The following is a 24,840-nucleotide window of genomic DNA, read 5'->3' as shown; positions in this document are numbered from 1 at the left end:
AAATTAGCTTTACCCATCGTAAGCTCCTTGCCTCTTTTTTAAGTCACAAGGTGTCTACAAATCTAGGGGCTATTCAGATCTCGTCTATACTGCGCAGCAGAATTTCGAAAATGCACGCATCTTTTACGAAGGTTTAAAAGCGCGGCTTCCAGCTGAAGGACGAAACCGGGATTCGCTGAAAATATTGCCGGGAATTTTGCCTATTATCGGGCGTACGCGTATGGAAGCGGAAGAACGTCACCAAAAGCTTCGGTCGCTCATTCATCCTGCTGTGGTTTATGCGATGCTGGCGCCGAAATTCGGCGATATGTCTGCTTACCCGCTTGATGGTCCGATCCCGGATCTGCCGGAAACAAATGGCATCAAATCTATCAAGGCGCAACTGGATGCAGCACGCATCAAGGGGCTGACCATCCGCGAATTATACGAGACATCGGGAGCGGGGGGCCATCGTCAGGTCGTTGGTACTGCGGAAGAAATAGCCGATCTCATCGAGGAATGGTTCGTCGGCGAGGCCTGCGACGGCTTCAACATTATGCCCCCTTATTTCATAGAAGGGTTGCAGGATATTTTTGACCTGCTGATCCCTGAATTGCAGAGACGTGGTCTTTTCCACGACGATTATCAAGGGAAAACCTTGCGGGAAAACCTTGGCCTGGAACGTCCCGCTCATCCCGCCGCTCATGTTGCTGACAATGCTGCAACAGAATAATCACAAGAGACACATCATGACATCATTCAATCGCAGAGCTTTTATTTTAACCGGCATTGTCGCACTCAGCACAAGCCTTGCAAGCACTTCGTCCAGAGCGGAGGAAACGCTTGTCGTCGTGGGGCAGGGCGGCTCCTATCAGGAGGCGCAGCGCAAGGCGTTCTTTGAACCTTTTACCAAGGAAACCGGCATAAGAATTATCGAACAGTCGCCGTCCGATCCAGCCAAGTTTCAGGCCATGGTCGAAAGCGGAAATGTAGAATGGGATGTGGTCGATGTCGATCAGGAGTTCGTTTATCGCGGCTCAAAACTCAATCTTTTCGAGAAAATCGATTATGCCGCAGCTGGAGTTAAAAGTGAAGACTTCGATGCCAGTCTGATCAGCGATTATTCGGTTCCGAGCATCATCTGGTCAACAACATTAAATTATAATTCCGAGCGTGTTGATCTTGAAAAATCTGCCACATCATGGGCTGAGTTCTGGGACGTTGAAAAATTCCCCGGTGATCGCACCTTGAATAAGCGCCCGATCAATACACTGGAAATTGCGCTTCTGGCCGATGGCGTTGAGGCGGACAAGCTCTATCCTTTAGATGTGGATCGTGCATTTAAAAGCCTCGACAAGATTAAACCACATGTTCAGGTCTGGTGGGAAACTGCAGGCAAGGCGGAGCAATTATTGGTTGACGGCGAAGTTGCCTATTCGGCGGCTGGCAATGCACGCGTGCAGAAAGCAAAACGTGACGGTGCGCCTGTAGATGTGAACTGGGGGCAGGCCCTTCAGACATCTCAGTCATGGGTTATTCCGCGTGGTTCGCAGCACAAGGATGCTGCGGTGAAATTCATTGCTTTTGTATCGCAGCCGGAGCGCCAGGCAGATCTTGCGAAGCTCATTGATTATGGTCCGAGCAACAAACGCGCATTTGAATTTATCGACGATGATGCGCAATTGCCGACTTCACCGCAGTTGCAGGAACAGGCGGTGAAAACCGACCCGAAGTGGTGGTCAGAGAATTACGGAAAAGTCAGTGAACGTTTCAATCAATGGCTGCTGAAATAATTCTCTGAAGGGAGGGTGTCACCCTCCCATTCTCTTCCTTGAAAGTATGGACGACAGTCGTGCCCCCTTTAGACGACGCCAATATAATTCAAATCAGACAGCTGAATAAAAATTACGGTTCAACGCCTATTCTGCGTGATGTTGATCTTGACGTTCGGCAAGGCGAATTCCTGACCCTGCTTGGGCCAAGCGGATCGGGTAAAACCACTATGCTCAGTATCATTGCCGGTATCTTGCAAGGTGATTCCGGTTCTATAAAGCTGCGTGGCGTTGATATTTCGCATCTGCCGCCAGAAAAGCGCGACATTGCGGTGGTCTTCCAGAACTACGCCTTGTTTCCGCATATGACGGTCACACAGAATGTTGCCTTTCCGCTCAAAATGCGCGGCATTGGCCGCAATGAATGCCGCAAACGCGTGGAAGAGGCCCTCACCATCGTCAAGCTGGAAGCATTTGCTGGGCGTTATCCTTCGGAGCTTTCCGGTGGGCAGCAGCAGCGTGTTGCTCTGGCGCGGGCGCAGGTCTTTGGTCCGGCAATCATGTTGATGGATGAGCCGCTGAGCGCTCTCGACAAACGCTTGCGTGAGCATATGAAGTCTGAACTCAAGCTCATTCAGCAAAGACTGGGCCTCACGGTCATCTATGTCACACATGATCAGGGTGAAGCGCTGGCTCTGTCTGATCGTATTGCGGTTATGGAAGAGGGGCGCATTGCACAATTATCTTCACCGCAGGAAATTTACGAACGCCCGGCTAACCGCTTCGTTGCCGAATTTATTGGCGAAGCCAATCTGATGCCGATGGAACTGTTCAAGCCGGGACAGACGGGGACTATGCTGGTTCGCCCTGAGTATATCTATACAGGCGATCGGGTCACGCTCTCGGATTACAGGCTGGATGCGCAGGTGCAGGCCATCATTTATGAAGGCACGCATTATATTGTTTCCCTGCAGGCACAGGGAAGGCCGATCACCGTCAGGCTTGAAAAGGGAAAGCTACCCGACCAATTGGCGCAGGGCCAATGGCTCAAACTGGGGTGGGATGCGAACAACGCACATGAGTTAGCTCAATGAGCGATATTTCAGCCAATTATCCATCGAAAAAAGCCGCAGAAAAAGGCCAGACCCTGCTTATGCGTTTTCGGATGCACAAAGCAACGGCTTCAGCCTATATTCTTTGCGCTCCCGCTCTTATTGTGTTGCTGTTTATCTATCTTGGCCCGATCGTGCAGACGCTGTTGCGCAGCTTTTCTACCCAGGATGCATGGTATGAAAATTATGCCCGGCTATTCTCTACCGAGATTTACTGGCAGTCTTTTGTTATAACGTTTCGCATATCGGCCATTGTGACGCTGATCTGCCTCGTGCTTGGCTATCCGGTCGCCATATGGCTCACACGGTTGAGTGCGAGGCGGCGCACAATTGCATTTGCATTCATCCTGATACCCTTCTGGACCAGTGCGCTCGTCAGAACCTATGCCTGGACTGTTATCCTGCAAAAGCGCGGCCTCATCAATGCCACGCTCAAAACGCTTGGGGTGATCGATTCGCCGCTGGCATTATCCTATACGACGCTTGGAACGATCATCGGTAATGTGCATATCCTGCTGCCTGCCATGATCCTGACGCTTTATGCCGTGCTTTCAAGGATCGACATTTCGTTGATCAATGCTGCGCGTTCGCTAGGGGCACGGCCCGCTTCGGCGTTTCTGCGTATTTATCTGCCCTTGTCGCTTCCGGCTATCATCGCGGGAAGTACTCTGACTTTCGTGGCATCTCTTGGCTCATATATCATTCCTGCGTTGCTGGGTGGGCGTGAAGACCTATTCGTTGCGCAACTGATTGACCAGCAGGTCAGTAAATTGCTTAATTTGGGATTTGCTTCGGCTATAGCCATGGTTTTGCTGGTATTGTGCCTCATATTATGCGTGGCTTACGCTCGTTTTATGGAGCGGGGCGAACGGCGAAGCGGAACAAATGGCACATTTGTCGTCAAATCTTCAGGGTGGGGTCTGCCATCCTACGCGGCACTGGTGCTTCTGTTTCTGGTTCTGCCCACTTTTGTGCTGATCCCGCTTTCGTTCAGTTCGGCGCGTTATCTGACTTTCCCGCCGCCCGGTTACTCCCTGCAATGGTATCAGGCTTATTTTGGCAATCCTGCCTGGATGGAGGCGACCCTTCGCAGCTTGCGCATTGCGCTGGCCGCAGCAATCGGCGCAGCCATTCTGGGAACCCTTGCCGTACTTGGCATGAGCCGCATGAGCAGATTGTCACGGTATATCTTTGTAGGATTAATGCTTTCGCCGCTGCTGGTCCCCAATATTATTTTCGCACTTGGGCTTTATCAGCTTTATTCGGCTTTGGGGCTGGTCGGCACGGAGACAGGGCTGGTGATGGCGCATATGGTTTTGGGATTGCCTTATGTCATCATCACGGTCAGTGCGGCTTTGTCAGCCCGCGATCATCATCTTGCGGCTGCCGCACGCAGTCTGGGTGCTGGTCCGGCCAAGGTCTTTCGTTTCATCCAGTTTCCACTGCTTCGCAATGCTATCCTGGCTGGCGGGTTTCTCGCCTTTATCGCGTCTTTCGACGAAGTGCTAATCGCGATTTTCATTTCTGGGGCACGCACTGCAACATTGCCGAAAATGATGTGGGACGGGGTGACGACCGAAGTCAATCCAACCATATCGGCGGTATCGGTTTTTGTAATTATAGTTTCGTTGCTGGTGATCATGCTCATGAATTTAATTCAGGTGCACGGCGAACGCGATGCTAAATATGATTCTTGCAATCAACCAAAATGAAGGTTGAGGTGGCAGTAAAGCTCCTCGGCCTTGATTGACAGCGGCAGCTATTTTGAGATGCATTCCGCATGCTTGTATTATCAGGCATATAGGCATTTGAGAAGCAAGTCTCAGTCAATCATACATTTGTTGAGGTTATGCTGAGGGACCACATTGAAGTTCACTTCTTCTCAACGCACGTAGAGCTATGGTTCGACGGGTTTGAATTAGAGCCACGAATGGCGACTGGCAATTAGAGGTGGTTCTTGTAATTTGAATGGTTATGATAAGTTGAAGTTCTGCTTGAATTTGGTTTAGATGCTGGAAACAGGAGTTCACGCTACGAGATGGTCGTGGCGAAACTACAGCTCATCCTTTAAAGCTAAGGTAGCGTTTGCTGCGATCAGTGGTGAGAAAAACTGGTCGAATTATAGCAACAATTCGATGTATATGCCAACCAGATCAAGCAGCGCAAAGATCAGCTTTTTGAGAGGGTCCGCGACTTGCGCCTTTGGTGATGAGACCAAGGTTGAATCGTCAGTTCCAACCATGACTTTAAAACGCTTCATGCCAAGATCGGGGAGCTGGCGCTGAAAAGCGATTTTTATCCAGAGCGCTCAGCAAGACGGGCTTGCTGGATGGGAAGAAATTATTGACCTTGTCCGCAAGCTGTCGGTTAGTCGGTAGACCAAGCTTCTCAGCTTTACCAATAGTAGCCTATTATTCTGCGCGACCAGTGCCGGATCGACCAACTGTATCTCAACGACTTGTTTGCTGAATGTCAAATGTTGCAAGGTCTTTCAACGGCAGAAGGGCTACAAATCGGATGGTTGCACTTCGCACCACTGATGAAAAAGATGGGCATTGAAGTAATTTATCGCTCCGAACATCTCGAAGTGAGCGCTAGGTAAAAAATCTATCCCTATCCCCTGCGCACCATGGTGATAACCAGACACAATCAGATGTAGGCAGTGGGTCTGACCTAAATCTCTGCGGAAATTAATTTAACAAAATGTCCGAAACTATCCCGACAAACTGAACTAATACTAACTAACAATTGCCGAATGCTTTATAGATAAGGCTCTGGCTCACCACGACAGGCCAGAGCGCATTATCATTGCCGCTAATATATGCGGCGGAACTCATCTAAGTTTTCGTGATAGGTTGCGATTTATAAGTAAATCTTTTCTTTTAAATACTTAAGTCTACCACTAAGGCAGCTCGTTAATAATGGTATACAGCTATTCTTCAACCCAACGGCGTTTGGACGCGGTGAGGTGTGCATGCATAGCGACCTGCGCCGAGAAGGGGTCTCTCGCCCGTAGCGCAGTCAAGATGGCATAATGCTCTTCAACTGCTGATCGCCATGTGCTCTGGCTTTCCGTACGCCGTTGCATGTGTTCTGAGATAGGACTGTGCCTTTCATCGAAGAGCTTAGTTACCATATTGATCATAACACTGTTCCCCACCGCCGATGCGAGACCGATGTGAAACTGTCTATCTTGTTCGACAGGCCTGCGATTGGCTTCAATTTCTTCCGACATTGCTTCGAGGATGCTCTCCAGTTTTGCTAATTCCTGCTCGCTGATTTTTGCTGCGCATTGCGCTATTAAGCCGCATTCGATCAAGATTCTCGCCTGCATCAATTCAACAGGGCTTTCACCCAATGTCTGCTCGTTCACATCAGCAGAGATCGATGGAAGCACATAAATGCCTGATCCAGATCGAATTTCTATAACGCCTTCGATTTCGAGCGCAATTAGCGCTTCGCGAAGGGATGGACGTGAAATGCCCAGTTGCTGTGCCAATTCACGTTCAGCCGGCAATCTGGATCCGGCAACCAGTGAGTTTTCACCGATAAACTCACGGATCTGGTCCGCGATTTGCTGGTAAACTTTTCGAGCCTCAAGCATTTGGTAAGACCAATACAATTGAAAGCGATTGGAAATCGCGACATTTTCCCCATTTTATTCCAGTTTTGAACAAAGTACGAGAAAGCGGCTTGACCAATTATCTATTTTCCCCCATTAAATGGCAACTTTTATCAGAGCCTCGGGAGGAGGAGCGCGATGAGAGGTCTTGCTGCGAAGGAGTCATATGGGGCGACTCCTGTGCTGTTGAAGCTCGAAGACGTATCAAAGGAATTTCCAGGCGTAAAAGCACTTTCTGGCGTCAGTTTTGATCTACGCGCCGGAGAAGTTCATGCTGTCTGCGGAGAAAATGGTGCAGGCAAATCAACGCTGATGAAAATCATCAGCGGTGTATATCAGCCAAATTCAGGTTCGATCACCTATAAGGGAGCACCGGTCAGTTTCGCTTCGACACTTGAGTCGGAAGCGGCTGGCATCGCCATTATTCATCAGGAACTTAACCTTGTGCCGCATCTGAGCGTCGCGGAGAACATCTATCTCGCACGGGAACCCCGCTGGGGCTTTCTGGTCGATCGAAAGAAGTTGATCGCAGATGCCAAGCGTTGTTTGGATCGGCTCGGAGTTAGTATCGATCCGAATCTGCAGGTGCGAACGCTTTCTGTCGCCCAATGTCAGATGGTGGAAATCGCGAAGGCGCTTTCTCTGGATGCGAATGTGCTGATTATGGACGAGCCGACCTCGTCTCTGACCGAACAGGAGGCGCAACTTCTTTTCAAGGTGATCCGCGACCAGAAAAGTCAGGGGACCGGCATTATTTATATCTCTCATCGATTGGATGAGATGCAGGAAATTGTTGATCGCGTTACGGTTTTGCGTGACGGGCGATATGTTTCGACCGATGATTTTGCTGACCTCACTGTCGATGATATTGTCGCGAGAATGGTTGGACGCTCGTTGGAGGACAAGTTTCCCGAGCCGACCCGTCGGCCTGTTGACGATGTCATTTTCTCGGTGAAGGGGCTGACAAGGCGCGATGTTTTTGAAAACATCAGCTTTGATATTCGTCGTGGCGAGATTCTTGGTTTTGCCGGACTAATGGGGGCGGGACGAACGGAAGTAGCGCGGGCAATTTTCGGTGCTGATCCGCTTGATGCGGGCACGATTATGCTCGACGGTCGAGAATTGAAGATTACAGATCCACGCAGCGCAATTGATGCAGGCATTGCTTACCTGTCTGAAGATCGCAAGGCTCAAGGTCTGGCCGTAGCAATGCCCGTCGATGCCAATCTGGTAATGGCGCACATGCAGGCGGTCAGTAATAGTCTCGGTGTTATCGAGCGCAAGCAGCTGCGGGATGCGAGCCAGCATTATGTCGATCTTCTGAATATCAAGACTCCGAGTCTCCATCAGCCGGTCCGCCTTCTGTCGGGCGGCAATCAGCAGAAGATCATCATTGGAAAATGGCTGTTTCGTGAGCCGCGGGTTATGTTTTTCGACGAGCCGACCCGTGGCATTGACGTTGGAGCGAAATTTGCGATCTATCAGATAATGGATGAGCTTGCGGCGCGTGGTATCGCGGTCGTTTTGATCAGTTCTGAATTGCCGGAAGTGCTTGGGATGTCTGATCGCATCGCCGTCTTTCATGGCAGGCGCATTGCTGCGACACTCACGACGCGAGACACCAATCAGGAAGAGATCATGCATTACGCGTCCGGCAGTGGCCGGCGCGGCGAATAAGGATAATCAGCATGGCGGATGTAATCAGCGACAAACCCGAAGAGCAGACACAAGTCCCGGCAGGGAAAGGACGACGTCTCAGCGAGCGGCAAAAGGATATTATTCAGAAGTTTGCCGCACTCGGCAGTCTTGTCGTGCTGGCTGCGATCTTCTCCGCAACGAGCAGTGCTTTCTTTACTGTCGGCAATGGCATGACGATTGCTCTTCAGGTTACCTCGATTGCATTGCTTGGCATTGGTGCGACTTATGTCATCATCACTGGTGGTATCGATCTGTCTGTTGGTTCGGTGCTCGCTCTTGCTGGCGTTGTCGCCGCGCTGGCCGTCAAGGAATTGCAACTACCCATCTGGATTTCGATGCTGCTCGGCATTCTGACTGGGTCTCTTTGTGGATTTATCAACGGGCTCGTTGTTACAAAGTTGAAATTGCCTCCCTTTATCGCCACGCTCGGCATGATGCTGATTGCACGTGGCGTGGCGTTGCAGATAACTGGCGCCCGCGCAGTGTCGGGACTGGGAGAAGACTTCGGTATTCTGGGTAATGGCTCGCTCTTTCGGTTCGAGTCTATCGATGAGCAAGGATTTCCGGTCGTCACTTTTCCAGGCATCCCCTATCCCGTTGTCCTGATGATTTTAATTGCGATAATTGCTGCATATGTCCTCAATCGGACCGTGTTTGGCCGTCATATCTATGCCATTGGCTCAAACGCTGTTGCGGCGCGTCTATCGGGAGTCAACGTCTCGCGGATTACCACTTATACCTACCTGATTTCCGGCACGCTTGCAGGATTGACTGGCTGTGTGTTGATGTCGCGACTGGTTACGGCGCAGCCAAATGAGGGTGTCATGTACGAACTTGATGCCATTGCCAGCGCGGTTATTGGCGGAACCTCATTAATAGGCGGGGTAGGTACAATCTCCGGAACCTTTATCGGTGCATTCGTCATCGGCATTTTGCGTAATGGTTTGAACATGAATGGCGTATCCGCCTTCACACAGCAAATCATCATCGGCCTTGTCATTTTGGTCACCGTTTGGATCGACCAATTGCGCAATCGTCGCTGAAGAGGAGGACGGGAAGGATAGAACCTTCCCCCGTTTCGAGCTCCGGTCGGGTTCGGTTAGTTGGAGGAAAACATGGGTAAATTTAAAACTGCGCTTTTCGCTTCGGTCATGGTTTTTTTCGGAGGGGGCGTGGCTTCAGCCGGTGAAATTGCTGTTATCGTCAAAACGGTCAATTCGACTTTCTGGCAGAATGTTCAGAAGGGTGCTGATGCTGCTATTGCCGACGCAAAAGGCGAGCACACGATGACTTTCCAGGGACCTGCATCGGAGTCGGCTATCGCTGATCAGGTCAATATGGTCGAAAATGCTGTCAACCGCAAAGTCGACGCCATACTCCTTGCGCCGTCCGATCCTGATGCGCTCGTGCCAGCGGTGAAAAAGGCTTGGGAAGCACGCATCCCGGTTGTGATCATCGACAGCCAGCTCGCTGACGGTGCTGAGAAATATTATCAGTCTTTCTTGTCCACGGACAATAAAAAGGCTGGTGAACTTGCTGCCAAGGCTCTTATCGACGAGGTCGGAACCACGGGCAAGATCGCGGTTATGTCTTATGTTGCCGGTGCCGGATCTGAAATCGGTCGTGTGGGCGGCTTTACCGACTACATAAAGGCTAATTCCGAACTGGAAATAATCGGTCCTTATTATTCGCAGTCGCAAATGGCTACTGCGCTTAATCAGACCACTGATGTTCTCGCTGCAAACAGTGACCTGAAGGGCATTTTTGGAGCGAATGAACCGACCGCAATCGGCATGGGTCGGGCAATCAAGCAGGCTGGCAAAGCAGGCAAGATTGCGGCAATTGGTTTTGATGGAAACCAGGATTTGCAGGAATTCGTCAAGGATGGCACACTCACTGCAATCGTTGTCCAGGGCTCCTACCAGATGGGCGATATAGGCATTGCGACGCTGCTAAAGCTGCTTAATAAGGAAAAAGTCGAAAAGACAATCGATACTGGCGTTGTTGTTGTCACAAAGGACAATATTGACAAGCCAGAAGCGAAGAATGTTCTTTACTAAGTTAAAGTTGGCGCGCGGAACATTTCCGCGCGCTCTTTTTTGTTAAACTGGGAGTTCGACAGGTTCTGCTGCAAGAATTTGGTTTGTACGGAACACGGCATGTGCAACAGTTTACGTCTATACATAACTCGCTATAAAATCTAAATTACTTGTCTCGCAATCAATTCATCATTCCAAAGAAGCTTTGCACCCGCTGATGCCGGTCGTTGTTGAATGTGTTGAGGTCATATCCGGTCTCAGCCCTTTTGGGGTTGCTCGTTTTTAGTGAAACGTCCTATCTTACCTGAGATTATGTGTAGAGAATCTCAGGATATTTGCGAAATGCCAGTGCTTAATCATGTCGTTGAAACTCAAGGGGAGATTGCTGCATGGCGCCGTCATCTGCATCAAACCCCTGAACTTCTCTATGATGTTCAGGAAACGGCGCGGTTTGTCGAAGAAAAGCTGAAATCTTTCGGTTGCGATCAGGTCGAAACCGGCATTGGACGCAGTGGCGTTGTTGCTGTGATCAAGGGGCGCCATGGTGATGGTCCGGCAATTGGTCTTCGTGCCGATATGGATGCTTTGCCGATCACAGAAACCAGCGGCGTTGAATGGGCCTCGAAAAATCCGGGCAAAGCGCATTCCTGTGGTCATGATGGACATACGTCGATGCTGCTGGGTGCTGCGCAATATCTTGCTGAAACCCGCAATTTCCGTGGTTCTGCGGTCCTGCTTTTCCAGCCGGCTGAAGAAGGTGGCGCTGGTGCACTGGCCATGGTTCAGGATGGGGTGATGGAGCGTTTCGGCATTGAGGAAATCTATGGCGTACACAATCTTCCGGGTCTTGCAATCGGCCAGTTTGCCATGTGCAAAGGTCCGATCATGGCGGCAACTGACGAGTTTGACCTTTCAATAAAGGGGCGTGGCGGCCATGCAGCACAACCGCATCGCACGATTGATCCGATCCTTGCCGGATCTCAGCTTCATATTGCCCTTCAGGGCATTGTTTCACGCAATATTGATCCGCTCGATTCCCTTGTGATCTCGATTACCAAATTCCATGCAGGCGAAGCTTATAATGTTATTCCGGAAACGGCGAAGCTTTCGGGTACAGTAAGGACTCTGAGCAAGGAAACCCGTGCCTATGCCGAAAAGCGTATTCGCGAGGCAGCAGCTGGTATCGCAGCTGTAACGGGTACAGAAATCACTGTTCTTTACAAGAACAACTACCCCGTCACCTATAATCATGATGATCAGACCGATTTTGCAGCCCGAATTGCAAAAAATGTTGCAGGCGAAGGCAAGGTAAAAACGGATGTCTCACCAATGATGGCGGCGGAAGATTTTTCCTATATGCTGGAAGTACGTCCCGGTGCCTATATATTCCTTGGCAATGGCGATACGCCCGGTCTTCATCACCCGGCTTATGATTTCAACGATGAAGCCATTCCTTATGGTGTAAGCTATTTTGTATCAGTTATTGAAACTGCTCTTGCGCCCTGAATAGCAGGATTTGAATAAATACGTTGACCCTGCTTTTTGCAGGGTTGGCGAAAGCCATGAAAAACAGTATGTGTTCGGAAAATGCTCATGATCATCAGGAGCATTGATAAAGGTCGGTCCCGTAGCTCAGTAGGATAGAGCGCAAGATTCCTAATCTTGAGGCCACTGGTTCGAATCCAGTCGGGATCACCATTTAAACACTTTATATAATCAATTCATTTCAATGCATGTCATCGTCTGATTTTTCATGAGAATCGTTAGGGTCAGGACCCATTAATTTGATGAGAATGGCATCTGAAATGAGAAGACTATGCTAGGAGAGACGTGAGGACCGGGGTGTTCCCCCCGGTTGAGCGGCTCGACGCAGCAGATCGTCACGTCATTTCGATGTCCGAAGGATGTGGCCCATCCGCCCGGCCTACTTCGTCGAAAAGTCTTGAAAATGAACCACATTTCCTACGCCTTTTCTTCTCGTATCCGAACGGATGGCCTCACACCATTCCCGTCAAATTAATGGGTCCTGACCCTAGGGTCAAAAAAGCCAGCTTTATGAACTCAGCTGATGCATGAGCAATTGGCTATCGGCGTGACAATTTGATGGATTCGACTGAAATTGCCAGCAAACATTGACGTATGATCGCTACAGCCAATGCTGAATTCTGGCGGCTTTCAAGAACCGCGCGTTGCAGACGTTCCATCACACGCGCCAGGCTTTCAGCATTCCATCGGCTGACAGCATTCTCAATCAGCTTCTTGCGATTGAAGAAAATCGGTGGACGCGCAGCCGCGACCACGACTGATGCAGTTTTGCGCTCGGTGTCCGCTATATGGCGCAGGGTTTGTATCTGCTGAAACTGACGGGCGGCGGTATTAAGCAACAGAAAGGGTGCCGTTCCCGATTTAACAACACGATCAAATGTCACCTCAAAGCGGCGTAAGTCACCCGTCAGCACGGCATCAATCACTTCATCGGTTGACAGTCCTGCTACATCCCCCACCGCTTCACGCACATCATCTATATCGATGCGTTCCTTGCCGCGTGCATAAAGACACAGCTTTTCCAGCTCTCCGCGCGTGGCCAGCCTGTCACCACCAAGGCTTGCCCGCAGGAGCTGACGGCCATCCATGGTGATCTGCATCTTCCATTCAGCGAGAACATCGTCGATGACACCATCAATGCCGCGTGCATCATCTGAATAGCAGGGCAGAGCCATGCCCGCAGATGAATTTTCAACGGCACTGCGCAGGCCAGCCCCTTTTTTGAGATCGCCCGCTTCGATCAGAATATATGTTTCGCGCGGCGGTTCCGTCGCCAGAAGTTTTACCGCTTCGGCAAGCTTCTTCTGTCCGGCAGCATTTTTGATCCAGATCAGTCGTTCGCCGCCAAACATTGAAATAGTATGCGCTTCATCAGCCAGTTTTGCGGGGTCGGCATCAATCTCGTCGGCTTCCATACGAATAACCGCAAAAGGATCATCGAGCGGCAGTTTGGTTGCTTTCGCATAAAGGCGAGCACGTTCATTCACCAGCCCCTTATCCGGGCCATAGAGCAGGACCACCGGAAACGAGCTGCCCGGTCTGTTGATAAATTGATCGACTTCGTGTGCTTTTTTCTGCGCCATGAAGCTTAACTAGCGCAATTTGTTTTCAAACGAAACAGCCGCCGGTCAAACTGGGCGGCGGCTGTGCAACAAAGCTGTTTGCAATGCTACTCAATCAGCAAAGCATCGTCATCAAGCGTCTGTCCACGCACCTTGCGGAACATCTCAATCAGGTCTTCAACACCAAGCGTTTTGCGCTTGTCACCCGTGACATCGAGCAGGATCTTGCCGCCATGCAGCATGATTGTCCGATCGCCATAATCCAGCGCCTGTCGCATCGAATGCGTGACCATAAGCGCTGTAAGCTTGTTTTCAGCAATCAGTGTGCGGGTCAGCTCCATCACAAATTCTGCCATGCCGGGATCAAGCGCTGCCGTATGCTCATCAAGCAGCAGCACTTGCGAGCCGGCAAGTGTAGCCATGACCAGCGAAAGCGCCTGACGCTGGCCGCCGGAGAGAAGCTCCATACGGTCCTGCATACGGTTTTCAAGGCCAAGATTAAGGCTTGCCACACGTTCGCGAAACCATTCACGGCGCTTTGAATTAAGTGCATCTGTAAGGCCACGGCGTGTTCCCCGTGATGCCGCCAATGCCAGGTTTTCTTCAATGGTCAATGTTCCACAACTGCCTGCAAGCGGATCCTGAAACACGCGTGCCACAAGACCAGCGCGCTCTGCTGTTGACTTGCGGGTAACATCCTGACCGCTGATCATCACCTTGCCAGCGGTCGGGATAACATCGCCTGCCAGAACCCCGAGCATTGTCGATTTACCCGCGCCATTGGAACCAATCACGGTGACAAAAGATCCCCGGTCCATCGTCAGGCTGATCCTGTTGAGCACCTGTTTTTCGAGCGGTGTTCCACGGCCAAAGATAACGTCAAGATTGGATAGTTCGATCATGATGATGCTCCTCCGCGACGCAGACGCGGCAATATCAGCGCGAAGGTGACCAGAAGTGCCGTTGCAATGTTGAGATCTGACGCCTGAAGGCCGACAATGCTGCCATTGGAAAGTGCCAGCTGGATGGCGATGCGGTAGATGATCGAACCAAGCACACAGCCAATCAGGATGACAAGAATCAGACGTGAGCGCAGCAATGTTTCACCAATGATCACGGCGGCAAGGCCAACCACAATGGTGCCCACGCCGGAAGTCACATCTGCAAAACCATTGGTCTGGGCAAAAAGCGAACCACCAAGCGCCACAAGCGCATTGGAAAGCGCCATGCCGAGATAAATCTGACGGTCAGTGCGAACACCTTGTGCCCGCGCCATTTTAGGATTGGCGCCGGTTGCACGCATGGCAAGCCCCATGTCGCTTTCAAGAAAGCGCCAGACGAGGAAAACCGTGATTGCCACCAGCACAAAAAGGAAAGCCGGACGCACATAATATTCAGGAATGCCATGGCCGAAAAACGGCGACAGCATCGTCTCCTGATTGATCAATGCGATATTCGGACGGCCCATAATGCGCAGATTGACTGAAAACAGCGCGATCATCGTCAGAATCGAGGCCAGAAGATTGAGAATCTTGAAGCGTACATTCAGTGTTGCCGTAACAAGGCCGGCAAGCGAGCCGGCGATCATCGCAATACCGGCGGAAAGCCATGGATTCCAGCCTGCAATAATCAGAACGCCGGTAACAGCCGCACCAAGCGGGAAAGAGCCATCCACGGTCAGATCGGGGAAATCGAGCACGCGGAAAGCCAGATAGACACCAATGGCGACAAATGAGAAGACGAGGCCCAATTCGACCGCACCCCAGAAGGCGATCTGACTCACATTGAGATTCCTTGTTCTTTGCCGCGAATGAAACATGAATCCAGCCTTGCGGCAAACATCATTCATCGCCTTTCAAACATTGCAGCATTTGCCGCTTATATCTGAAAGGCCTGTTTCAATCACGACCGGTTTTGATTTGAGTTCGCTTCGCAGGTTTTGACCTTGCGAAACCATTCCCCGGTGTTTCATGCGCAACTGCATTGATTGCGATTGTTCTGGCCAGTTATCTTTGCCGATACAACTCAAAAGTTTCAACACGCAAGCATTATCAATGAAAAAGCGCCAAAAAGCCGCGTTCTGTGGGCTTGATACAACATTTGAGCCGCTTGTTCAGGTTCAAACTTCTCCACGAGCACGCCATAATTCCCATGCAAAACGCGCACGCACGCCGATATCAAGGAATGGGCGTGGCGGCAATTCATTGGGGGAACCAAGTTTCAACATGTCATCGATCAGGGGATTGTCGATGTCGCAGGCCATATCGGCTGCAAGAATACCGCCAATGGTTCCCTTGGTGATTCCGACACCATTCTGGCACAGTGATGTGAAGACATTGTTCGCAATCTGCCCAAAACCCGGTGCTCCATTGCGCGACAGGCAGATAAAACCTGTCCATGTATGCTCCATATCCACATTTGCCAGCATCGGGAAACGTTCATCAAACAGGCGTTTGTGTTCCTGTCTGATTGTTGCACGCTGCCTGTCCGACTGACGCAGGGACGGGCAGAAATGCACATTCTGCCGCACCAGAATACGCCGGTCCGATGTAAGGCGCATGGTGATGCCTGCAAAGGAATTGGCAGGGGTCAGGCCCCAGGGAGCAACTTCGCCAATGGCCTTATATTCATCATCGTCAAGCTTGCGGCTGAGGCTTGCATGGGCTGCAAAATTTAAAAGCTTTCGTCTGAAAAAGCCGAATTGCTCACCAAAGCCATTGACCGTCAGGATCATGGCCGGTGCCTGAATACTGCCCTTGGCCGTTGTTATGAGAATGCGATCACCATAGTCGATTTTGGTGACAGCCGAATTTTCAAAAAGCGTAACATTGTCAGGCAGATTATCAGCAAGCCCGCGCACCAGTGCTGCCGGATTGAGCAAAGATGTGCCATAGGTGAAAATCGCTGCCTTGAAATGGCTTGTACCGAGCCGTTTTGCCAAAGCATCGCCTTCGAGCCAGTCAAAGGGTTCTTTAAGGCGCTCCAGTTCTTTAACTGTTGGCTCAAGCACCTCGCGCATGCCCTGATCGGAAACGGCTGCGTGAAACTTTCCATCCTGCCGCCAGTCGCAGTCGATGCTGTGCCGATCAATCTGCTGTTTCAGATGATTGATGGCTGCACGTGCCAAGGCGCGGTAACTCTGCGATTTTGCCAGCTCTTCCGTGGATGAGCTGACATTATGCGGCAGATCGATAGCAAAGCCTGCGGCGCGTCCTGATGTGCCTTTTCCGACTTCTTGTGCATCAATCAATGCAATCTGTTCATTCGGGCGGTTTTCGGCCAGTCTTCGAGCGGCAGCAACACCCGCAAATCCGGCCCCAAGTACAATCCAGTCGGCTTTGATATTGCCTTCGAGTGCTGTATTCGGGATACGAGGGCCAAGAATTTTGCTCCAGCCATTGGCGTTGTCATCGGCTGGAAGGATGCGGATTGCAGGCATTTTTAAAACTCGACAGACATGAAAATATTCAAAAGAAAAGGGCGGGAAATAGTCCCGCCCTTTTCTTTATGATGAAAATTGCAATCAGTCGATCTTGCTGGTTGCGCGGTCGATTACAGCCTGTGGAAATTCAACGCCCATCTTTTTGGCTGCACCAAGATTGATCACAAGATCAGTGCCCTTGGCGATTTCGACAGGAATATCGCCCGGCTTTTCGCCCTTGAGAATTGCAACGACCTTTTCTCCGGTCTGTTTACCGACATCGTAATAGTTGAAGCCAAGAGCTGCGAGTGCTCCGCGCTTTACCGAGTCTGTGTCAGCCGTAAAAAGTGGCAGCTTGCTTTCTTCTGCAACGCCGACTGCACTTTCAAGCGCTGAAACAATGGTGTTGTCGGTGGGCACATACATTGCATCTGCGCGGCCAATAAGAGCACGTGCAGCACCCTGAACTTCTGCCGACTTGGTGGCAGCCGATTCAACGATTTCGATGTTTTCAGCAGCGGCGGCAGCTTTGAGTGCTTCCAGTAGCGAAACCGAATTTGTTTCACCGGAATTATAGAGATAGCCGAGCTTTTTGATATTCGGCATTACTTCCTTGATGAGCTTGATATGCTCAACAACCGGCGACATATCGGAAAGGCCCGTGACGTTGCCGCCCGGCTTTGCCATATCCTTGACAAGCTGTGCGCCAACCGGGTCAGAAACAGCGGTGAAAACAATCGGAATATCACGTGTTGCCGACACAACAGCCTGTGCGGAAGGCGTGGAGATCGGAACAATTACATCCGGGCCATCACCGACGAACTGACGTGCGATCTGGGCGGCAGTTGCCGGATTGCCCTGTGCTGACTGATAGATGAAAGTGAGGTTTTCACCTTCCTTGAAACCGGCATCAGCCAGTGCATCCTTGACGCCGTCGCGTGCAGCATCAAGTGCCGGATGTTCAACAATAGCCGTGACGGCAACAGTTACATCCTTAGCCTGAGCCGTTGTGGCTATGGCTGTTGCGGCCAGCAAGGCCAGAAGCATGGAACGCATGAAAATCTCCCCTGTATCGGTGCTTTGCCCGTGAAGGCATTTGTCGGCCTACACCCTTTGTTCAATGTCGCACTGTCCGAAATTGAAGGTTTATCCGCCTGATAACAAGGCTTAATCGGGTCCGTTTGGACTGTCAACGTGTCCACATAACCTGTTTTGATATGCCGTTATATTCTGTTTCATGAACACAGTGTTCAGGGGGCTTTCCGTGGCTATCATACAAGACCATATTCTGCGAGAACTCTTGAAAAGTGCCTTTGCAATCGCAGGACAGGCACCCGAGGAATATGATTATGAAAAAAATAGGTTTTCTTTCATTCGGCCACTGGTCCCCTTCACCGCAATCGGGCACCCGTTCAGCGAGCGATGCACTTTTGCAATCGATCGATCTGGCTGTTGCGGCTGAAGAACTGGGGGCAGATGGTGCTTATTTCCGCGTGCACCATTTTGCACGTCAGCTTGCTTCGCCTTTTCCGTTGCTTGCAGCCGTGGGTGCAAAAACCAGCAAGATCGAGATCGGTACAGCCGTTATCGACATGCGCTACGAAAACCCGCTTTACATGGTGGAAGATGCCGGTGCTGCTGATCTTATCTCGAAAGGCCGCTTGCAGCTTGGCCTTAGCCGTGGCTCGCCTGAGCAGGTGATCGACGGTTGGCGCTATTTTGGTTATGCGCCGGAAGAGAGTGCAAGTGATGCCGATATGGGCCGCAAACATGGCGAGGTGTTCTTTGAAGCGCTCAAAGGTCAGGGTTTTGGTCAACCAAACCCACGTCCGATGTTCCCGAACCCTCCCGGCCTGTTGCGCCTTGAACCGCACTCCGAAGGTCTTCGGGATCGCATCTGGTGGGGCGCAGGCTCCAATGCAACGGCACGCTGGGCGGCAAAGCTTGGTATGAATCTGCAAAGCTCGACACTCAAGGATGATGAGACGGGTGAGCCGTTCCATGTTCAGCAGGCAGCACAAATCCGTGCCTATCGTGAAGCATGGAAAGAAGCCGGGCACAGCAGAACACCACGTGTTTCGGTAAGTCGCAGCATCTTTGCGCTGGTTGATGATCGCGACCGGGCTTATTTTGGTGGCGGCAGCAAGGAGCAGGATTCAGTGGGTTATATTGATGAGAATACCCGCGCCATTTTTGGCCGTTCCTATGCCGCCGAACCAGAAGCTCTTATCAAGGAGCTTGCGCAGGATGAGGCGGTTGCCGAAGCGGATACGCTGCTTTTGACCGTGCCAAACCAGCTTGGCGTTGAATATAATGCTCATGTGATTGAGGCGATCCTCAAACATGTCGCACCGGAACTTGGCTGGCGGTAACATGAAGCCATAAATAAAAAGCCTCGCGGCATGTTCTGCCGCGAGGCTTTATTTATTTCCTGTCGGGCAATCAGAACTGGCCGGAAAGCCGGATCAGAGCACCAAAAGCATTTTCGCGCGATGCAGTGCGGATGTAATAAGGCGTCAGTGCAAGATTGGCCTGATAGCTGAGCCGGTAACTCAGGCTTGTCGATGCTGATCCACGTGTATGAGAAAATTCAGAATCGAGTGAAACCACACCAATATAATCTGCCTTTGCAGTGAATTGAGGTGTCTTATCGGCAATATCCTGTTCAATTTTCATATTGGCGGACCATTGAAACCTGTCATTGAGCGGGATGCTGTAATGCGCACCCGCATAGGCCGTTGTCAGCTCATATTTCATATCGCTATATGTGAAAGGGAACAGCGCATTGCTTTCTGTATATCCCTGCATGGTGACATGGCTGTAACTGAGACCGCCATAATATCCGAAACGGGAATTCTGAAAGCTCAGATTGTCTGTCCGGCCAAGTTCCAGCGCTGTGCCCCATCCCTGAAAACGGCTTTCGCCGGTGCCTGCTTCTGTGTATGGGAGCAGGGAGCGGGTTATATCGGTATCGTAACGATTTCCTGCCAGACTGGCCCGTAGATACCAATCACCCGTTGCGGCCTTGTCTGTCCATTGCGCATAGATACCGCCACCGAAATTATCACTGCCAGTATCAAAACCTTCCGGCATATTGCGCCAGAATGAATGTGCAAAAGTGAAACCCGCTGAAAGATTTTCCGTGAAGCCGTGTCCCAGCGTGAAACCCGACAACAGGTCTTTCTGATCGCCAAAACCGCTGAAATCCGTAAACAGCGCATAGCAGGTCTGGCCGGCAGCACGCACATCGCAAACATTCTGCAGCTTGTTAAGCGTAAGGCGCTGTCCTTCCATTGCGGAAAAACTGCTGACTGCCGTTTGATAAAGTGTTGCGAGCGTGTGGTTGACGTCGATGGCGACAGGCGTGATGCCGGGCTTTGTTGCTGGCGGGTTCTTAGTCAAACCTGAATCAGGGGCAGGGGAAGGGGAAGGATTGCCGGGAGCGGCAGATGAATCATCACCTGAACCGGTTTCAATATCATTCCCCGGTTTCGTAGCTGAATCCGGGTCTGGGTCCGGGGCAGGGCCCGGGTCGGGGTTTGGATTTGGGTCAGGATTTGGATTGACATGATGATCCGTCTTGGGAATTTTCCAAAGCGTTGCGTGAAGCTCCCCTTCGGCTGTTTCTGCTGTTCCGGCAATGACAGTGCCATCGCCAGAAATATCCAATGCAACCGCGTTTTCTCCACCGATTGTACCGAGATCCATCATCCCTTCATTGGCCGTCCAGCGAAAGGCGCGCATTTGCATTGTATCTGTATAACTGAAGCCAACGACTGCGCTGCCGTCATCCGTTATGGCATGAGCCTTCGACATGCCGCCACCAAGCGAGCTCAGATTGATCATGCCCGTTTCAGCCGTCCAGCGGAAAGCCTGTGTAAAACCACTTTCTACATCTGTGATGCCTACGACCACTTTGCCATCTTTGGAAACGAAATCGGCAATGCTGTTATAGCTACTTCCTGAAGGGCTTAAATCAATCATGCCGGTTGCCTGTGTCCACCGGAAAGCATGCTGTTTGTTATCTGTAGTGTCGCTGGCGCCCACAATGACAGAGCCATCTGCTGAAACACCACGCGCTGTCGAGTTCAGGCCGCCAAGTGTATCAAGGCTGGTCATTCCGGTTGCCTGCGTCCACCTGAAAGCTCGCGTCTCCAAACTGTCAAGCGTGCTATAGCCGACGATCGTACTGCCGTCTGCGGAGATTGCATTGGAGTAGGCCGAGATTCCGCCCAGCGTTCCTATGTTGGAGATTCCATCTTCTTGCGACCAGCGAAAGACATTGGTGGTTGCATCACCGGAAATTTGACTGTCTCCAATAACAATATTGCCATTTTCGGAAACAGCTTTGGCATTAGAAGATGATCCGCCCAATGTTCCAATATCCAGAATGCCGGTATTTTGTGACCACCAGAAAGCATGCGTATGGCTTGAACCAAAAGTACTGTCACCAATGGCGGCCATGCCATTTCCTGACACGGCCAGAAGTGCGGTCTGATCAGAGCCGAGTAAAGAGCCAATGTCGGCCATGCCATCCTGGGTCACTATGAAGGATTTATCATAGCCTATTCCAGGAGATATTCGCCTGACGCCAAAGGTTTTACCGTCTGTTGATATGCTCACCGCATCAGCTCTTGCTCCCCCAAAAGCGCCATAAGCCTCATGAACAGGCTGATTAGCCCATGCACAAGTGCAAATCATAGATAATATTGATGATTTTAAAATTATACTATGAGTTTTCATTTTAATGATGGATCTCTTATTTAGATTTTTATAATTTATATTTACTTAATAAGTATTATCATCATGCTTGTTTTTTTAACTATTATTTAATAATTTATATTTGTAAATATATTTGTATAAATATTATAAAGCTTGCGCATGATTTGTTCAGGCGCAAGCGTTTTCAGGTAATACCTCTGATTCTGATAAATTAGTGACGTATGAATATTGTGCTGGTTTCAGGAAATCAGACTGTCTTTGATGAACTGTTTTGTGCAGTCTTTAAAAGCAATATCAATGGAAGTGCGGCCAGGCTGGCATACATCATCAACAAGAAGCAATCCGCATATGCAATGACTTCTGCTTGCACACTGACAAGACTGTTTATCTCTGCCCGTCCTTGCAAGGTGGACAGATCCACAGCGCTGCCTGCTTGCTGCAATGCACGCGAGTAAGGTGAGATATGCTGAGCCAGTGAAGAATGAATAATTTGCTCGTTTCTTACAAGCAAGAAGCTCATTACAGAAATACCTACGCTCGAACCAATATTGCGAACCAGATTATAAAAAGCAGTGCCCTGGGTTCGCAATGCATCCGGCAAAGTGGCGAAGGCGACCGTAGACATCGGAACAAAGACAAAGCCTATTCCGAATCCCTGAACTATGCCCGTTCTTATCAAAGTGGCCTCTGATACATCCTTCGTAAACATGCTCATTTCCCATAATGAGAAAGCGGTCATCAGGAAGCCAGCGCTCAGGAGCAGTCGAATATCGACCTTGCCGATCAGTCGACCAACCAGAATCATCGCAGCCATTGTTCCAATGCCGCGTGGAGCAAGCACGATTCCCGCAGTCAAAACGGGATAGTCGAGCAGCTCCTGAAGATATGGACTCAACATTGCCAGCGTTGCAAGCAGTACCGCGCCAACCACGAAGATAAGAAATTGCGATACCACGAAATTTCGATCTATGAAAAGTTTGCGGTCGACAAAGCTTTGAGAGCGTGTTGTCATCGTATGCACGATGAAGAGATACAGGCCCAAAACAAACAGGCCAAATTCAAAACGAATTTCAACAGATTGAAACCAGTTGAGCTCCTGACCGCGATCGAGAAACAATTGGAGCGAGGCAATTGCAAGACTAAGTGTAGCAAAGCCAAAAGCATCAACCCGGGCATCGGGATTGGGTGGTTTCTTCGGAAGAGATCCTATAGCAAGAAACAGGGCGAAGGCGCCAATCGGCACATTGACGTAAAAAACCCAGCGCCAATCGTAATATTCAGTGAGCCAGCCTCCCAGTGTCGGGCCGAGAATCGGTCCGAGCATGACCCCAAGGCCGAACATGGCCATGGCTTGGCCCTGAATACGGCGCGGATAAGTATCGAGCAGGGTTGCCTGTGCCAGAGGAACCAGCGGCGCACCAAATATTCCCTGAATTAGCCGGAACATGACCATTTCTGTCAGGCTGGTCGCCGTGCCGCAGAGCATCGAGGCACAGACAAAGCCAATGATGCAGATGATAAATAATTGCCGGCGACCAAACCTTTGTTCCAGCCAGCCGGTTGCCGGTGTGGTAATGGCGGCAGCAACAATATAGGACGTTAAAACCCAGTTGACCTGTGTGCTTGTAGCAGACAGGGCACCCTGCATATAGGGGAGTGCGACATTGGCAATGGTGGAGTCCAGCGCCTGCATAAGGGTTGCAACCATTACACAGAGCGTTATCGCAACCCGTTTTGAGCCTGTCACCTCAGATTTTACCATCATTGGCGATGCCATTACAGGTTCACGATGCTTGCGAGGTCAGTTATCAGTGTTTTCAATGTGCGTTTGTAATTGGTGTAAATCGTTACATTCGCACTTGAACCAACGCGCAAAAGAATATCTTCAGGACGATTATCAATTGTAATACGAACTGGAATGCGCTGTACAACCTTCACCCAGTTGCCGCTGGCATTTTGTGGAGGCAGCAGTGAAAACACCGAACCTGATGCTGGAGAAATGCTGGCAACGCGCCCTTTCAGCTGAAGATCGGGGTAATTGTCAACGACTATATCTACAGGGTCACCCACCTTTACATGAGCTAGATCTGTTTCTTTTATATTCGCGTCAATCCATGATTTTTCAGATACAAGCGTGAAAGCTGCCTGACCCGGTTCAAGATAGGTGCCGATCTGGATATTGCTGACCTGGGTGGTGATGCCATCAAAGGGCGCCAATATAGTGGTCTGACTCAAATTCCATTCAGCCTTTTCCTGCATTGCCATTGCTTGCAGGTATTCTGCCTGTTGCTCGATTGGAATATTGACAGAACCGCCCAGCAGAGCCAGTGTCGAGCTTGCGGCATCTTGCGCTGCAAGGCGCTGATCCTGAGCAACGCGCAGACTGCGCCGTGCTGCATCAACAGCCTGCACGGTGCCTACACCGGTCTGGCGAAGCTGCTGCGCCCTGTCAAACTCGCCCTGTGCATATGTTACATCGGCCTCAGCCTGTTCTACAGCGGCCAGATTTTGCTTATAGGTCTGAGCAAGCCCGGCCAGCTTTTCCCGTACTGCCTGTACCTGCGCCTTTGATTGATCCAGAGCGATACGGTATAAAGCAGGGTCAATTTTGAAAAGCGTCGAATTAACGGAAACATGTCCGTTTTCCTGTGCTTCAACATCTATGACGCGGCCTGAAACCTGCGAGACAATGGTTATATTAGGCGCTCCAACATAACTGTCATCTTCAGAAACTGTGCGACCGCCGGTAAAATAAATCACAAGCGCAATTATGATTGCGATGATCGGTCCTGCAATTAATAAAACGGGTCTGAGCATGTGATCATGGGAGTGCGTGCGGGCTTTTGTGTCATCAACATCTTGCCCCAAAGGTTGATTTTCAGTCACTTAAACCTCGCATCATATATTCTAGCATTGACGTTCATGAAATTCAGATACGCAAATTACACTGAAGTTCTGATCCCATGTTCAATAGTCCGCTGATATGACTTTGAACCTGGAACTCGTTTATATGAATGTTTTGCAATCATATAATTTCAGTCCTGCCGTATTTACGCATTTACTGTTTAACTTAAACATTGGAAATGCTCTATCTTTTTGTGTTCAAGCGCGTCATTTTCTGAAAGCTGCTTTTATGTTCACAATTGGCTTCAGACATTACGGCGGAATGAATGGAGATGGTGATTATTACTTGCGTCAGGACAGGCAGCTTTTAAAGCTGAAATCACATATATTGCTGTTGGAACAAGCAAATATCCTGTCTGTTATAGACCTGTATAGTTGATGGGGCTGAGACAAACGCCATTATGCTCCGGACCTGCTGATGAGATCAAGAACAGTTTCGCTAAAATTGTAATTATCCTACTTAA

At 50.4% G+C, this 24,840-nt stretch carries 20 protein-coding genes and 1 tRNA gene; 11 read left to right on the top strand and 10 right to left on the bottom strand.

Annotation, left to right across the window (positions count from 1 at the left end):
• Window positions 1-196: 196 nt before the first annotated feature.
• The 4 genes from FHY56_RS12815 to FHY56_RS12800 are packed head-to-tail and all read left to right on the top strand — an operon-like array spanning window position 197 to window position 4,575.
• A complete protein-coding gene (locus FHY56_RS12815; protein ID WP_140905592.1) occupies window positions 197-712 on the top strand; it encodes an LLM class oxidoreductase in 516 nt (171 codons plus the stop codon).
• 16 nt (window positions 713-728) lie between these two features.
• Window positions 729-1,772, top strand: coding sequence for a polyamine ABC transporter substrate-binding protein (locus FHY56_RS12810; protein ID WP_158447763.1), 1,044 nt, complete (start codon window positions 729-731; stop codon window positions 1,770-1,772).
• Between the two features lie 59 nt (window positions 1,773-1,831).
• Window positions 1,832-2,845 carry an ABC transporter ATP-binding protein gene (locus tag FHY56_RS12805; RefSeq protein WP_140905590.1) on the top strand — a complete coding sequence of 338 codons (1,014 nt, stop codon included), beginning with the start codon at window positions 1,832-1,834 and terminating at the stop codon, window positions 2,843-2,845.
• Complete coding sequence (locus FHY56_RS12800; RefSeq protein ID WP_140905589.1) at window positions 2,842-4,575, top strand: ABC transporter permease subunit; 1,734 nt, start codon at window positions 2,842-2,844, stop codon at window positions 4,573-4,575. The genes FHY56_RS12805 and FHY56_RS12800 overlap by 4 nt, the downstream gene beginning before the upstream one ends.
• Window positions 4,576-4,982: 407 nt before the next feature.
• Here FHY56_RS12800 and FHY56_RS17820 read toward each other — a convergent pair whose 3' ends face one another.
• Both FHY56_RS17820 and FHY56_RS12795 read right to left on the bottom strand, forming a co-directional pair.
• The gene (locus FHY56_RS17820; protein ID WP_158447762.1) at window positions 4,983-5,123 is read right to left on the bottom strand and encodes a hypothetical protein; all 141 of its coding nucleotides are present in this window, start codon (window positions 5,121-5,123) and stop codon (window positions 4,983-4,985) included.
• 672 nt (window positions 5,124-5,795) lie between these two features.
• Window positions 5,796-6,467: a FadR/GntR family transcriptional regulator gene (locus tag FHY56_RS12795; protein ID WP_140905588.1), complete on the bottom strand. Its 672-nt coding sequence runs from the start codon at window positions 6,465-6,467 to the stop codon at window positions 5,796-5,798.
• Window positions 6,468-6,623: 156 nt separating this feature from the next.
• Here FHY56_RS12795 and FHY56_RS12790 point away from each other — a divergent pair, with 156 nt between their 5' ends.
• The 5 genes from FHY56_RS12790 to FHY56_RS12770 all read left to right on the top strand — a co-directional run bounded on the left by FHY56_RS12790 (window position 6,624) and on the right by FHY56_RS12770 (window position 11,920).
• A complete protein-coding gene (locus tag FHY56_RS12790) occupies window positions 6,624-8,162 on the top strand; it encodes a sugar ABC transporter ATP-binding protein (protein ID WP_140905587.1) in 1,539 nt (512 codons plus the stop codon).
• A gap of 11 nt (window positions 8,163-8,173) precedes the next feature.
• On the top strand, window positions 8,174-9,226 hold the full coding sequence (locus FHY56_RS12785; RefSeq protein WP_140905586.1) for an ABC transporter permease: 1,053 nt from the start codon (window positions 8,174-8,176) through the stop codon (window positions 9,224-9,226).
• Between the two features lie 72 nt (window positions 9,227-9,298).
• Entirely contained in the window at window positions 9,299-10,243 is a 945-nt protein-coding gene (locus FHY56_RS12780; protein WP_140905585.1) for an ABC transporter substrate-binding protein, read from the top strand.
• 321 nt (window positions 10,244-10,564) lie between these two features.
• Window positions 10,565-11,728: a M20 aminoacylase family protein gene (locus tag FHY56_RS12775; RefSeq protein WP_140905584.1), complete on the top strand. Its 1,164-nt coding sequence runs from the start codon at window positions 10,565-10,567 to the stop codon at window positions 11,726-11,728.
• 115 nt (window positions 11,729-11,843) lie between these two features.
• Window positions 11,844-11,920: transfer RNA gene (locus FHY56_RS12770), tRNA-Arg, on the top strand.
• Between the two features lie 386 nt (window positions 11,921-12,306).
• Here the strand turns inward: FHY56_RS12770 and holA are convergent.
• The 5 genes from holA to FHY56_RS12745 all read right to left on the bottom strand — a co-directional run bounded on the left by holA (window position 12,307) and on the right by FHY56_RS12745 (window position 17,806).
• A complete protein-coding gene (holA, locus tag FHY56_RS12765; RefSeq protein WP_140905583.1) occupies window positions 12,307-13,350 on the bottom strand; it encodes a DNA polymerase III subunit delta in 1,044 nt (347 codons plus the stop codon).
• Window positions 13,351-13,436: 86 nt separating this feature from the next.
• The gene (locus tag FHY56_RS12760) at window positions 13,437-14,231 is read right to left on the bottom strand and encodes an ABC transporter ATP-binding protein (protein ID WP_140905582.1); all 795 of its coding nucleotides are present in this window, start codon (window positions 14,229-14,231) and stop codon (window positions 13,437-13,439) included.
• On the bottom strand, window positions 14,228-15,112 hold the full coding sequence (locus FHY56_RS12755) for an ABC transporter permease (RefSeq protein ID WP_140905581.1): 885 nt from the start codon (window positions 15,110-15,112) through the stop codon (window positions 14,228-14,230). The genes FHY56_RS12760 and FHY56_RS12755 overlap by 4 nt, the downstream gene beginning before the upstream one ends.
• A 336-nt stretch (window positions 15,113-15,448) precedes the next feature.
• Window positions 15,449-16,768: an NAD(P)/FAD-dependent oxidoreductase gene (locus FHY56_RS12750; protein WP_140905580.1), complete on the bottom strand. Its 1,320-nt coding sequence runs from the start codon at window positions 16,766-16,768 to the stop codon at window positions 15,449-15,451.
• 84 nt (window positions 16,769-16,852) lie between these two features.
• Complete coding sequence (locus tag FHY56_RS12745; RefSeq protein ID WP_140905579.1) at window positions 16,853-17,806, bottom strand: ABC transporter substrate-binding protein; 954 nt, start codon at window positions 17,804-17,806, stop codon at window positions 16,853-16,855.
• Window positions 17,807-18,099: 293 nt separating this feature from the next.
• Between FHY56_RS12745 and FHY56_RS12740 the strand changes: the two genes are divergently transcribed.
• The gene (locus tag FHY56_RS12740; protein ID WP_140905578.1) at window positions 18,100-19,122 is read left to right on the top strand and encodes an LLM class flavin-dependent oxidoreductase; all 1,023 of its coding nucleotides are present in this window, start codon (window positions 18,100-18,102) and stop codon (window positions 19,120-19,122) included.
• Between the two features lie 70 nt (window positions 19,123-19,192).
• Here FHY56_RS12740 and FHY56_RS12735 read toward each other — a convergent pair whose 3' ends face one another.
• From FHY56_RS12735 to FHY56_RS12725, 3 genes are all read right to left on the bottom strand, one after another.
• Window positions 19,193-21,373 (bottom strand): autotransporter domain-containing protein, encoded by a 2,181-nt coding sequence (locus FHY56_RS12735; RefSeq protein WP_158447761.1) that lies wholly within the window; start codon window positions 21,371-21,373, stop codon window positions 19,193-19,195.
• Window positions 21,374-21,719: 346 nt separating this feature from the next.
• The gene (locus FHY56_RS12730) at window positions 21,720-23,237 is read right to left on the bottom strand and encodes a DHA2 family efflux MFS transporter permease subunit (RefSeq protein ID WP_140905576.1); all 1,518 of its coding nucleotides are present in this window, start codon (window positions 23,235-23,237) and stop codon (window positions 21,720-21,722) included.
• Between the two features lie 11 nt (window positions 23,238-23,248).
• Window positions 23,249-24,358: an HlyD family secretion protein gene (locus FHY56_RS12725; RefSeq protein ID WP_235889491.1), complete on the bottom strand. Its 1,110-nt coding sequence runs from the start codon at window positions 24,356-24,358 to the stop codon at window positions 23,249-23,251.
• Window positions 24,359-24,482: 124 nt separating this feature from the next.
• On the opposite strand from FHY56_RS12725, the gene FHY56_RS12720 reads away from it, so the two are divergent.
• Complete coding sequence (locus tag FHY56_RS12720) at window positions 24,483-24,755, top strand: hypothetical protein (RefSeq protein ID WP_140905575.1); 273 nt, start codon at window positions 24,483-24,485, stop codon at window positions 24,753-24,755.
• Window positions 24,756-24,840: the final 85 nt, after the last annotated feature.

Origin of the sequence: Brucella gallinifaecis (assembly GCF_006476605.1) — a bacterium.
Classification (GTDB): Bacteria; Pseudomonadota; Alphaproteobacteria; order Rhizobiales; family Rhizobiaceae; genus Brucella; species Brucella gallinifaecis.
This window is presented reverse-complemented; position numbering and strand designations above follow the sequence as displayed.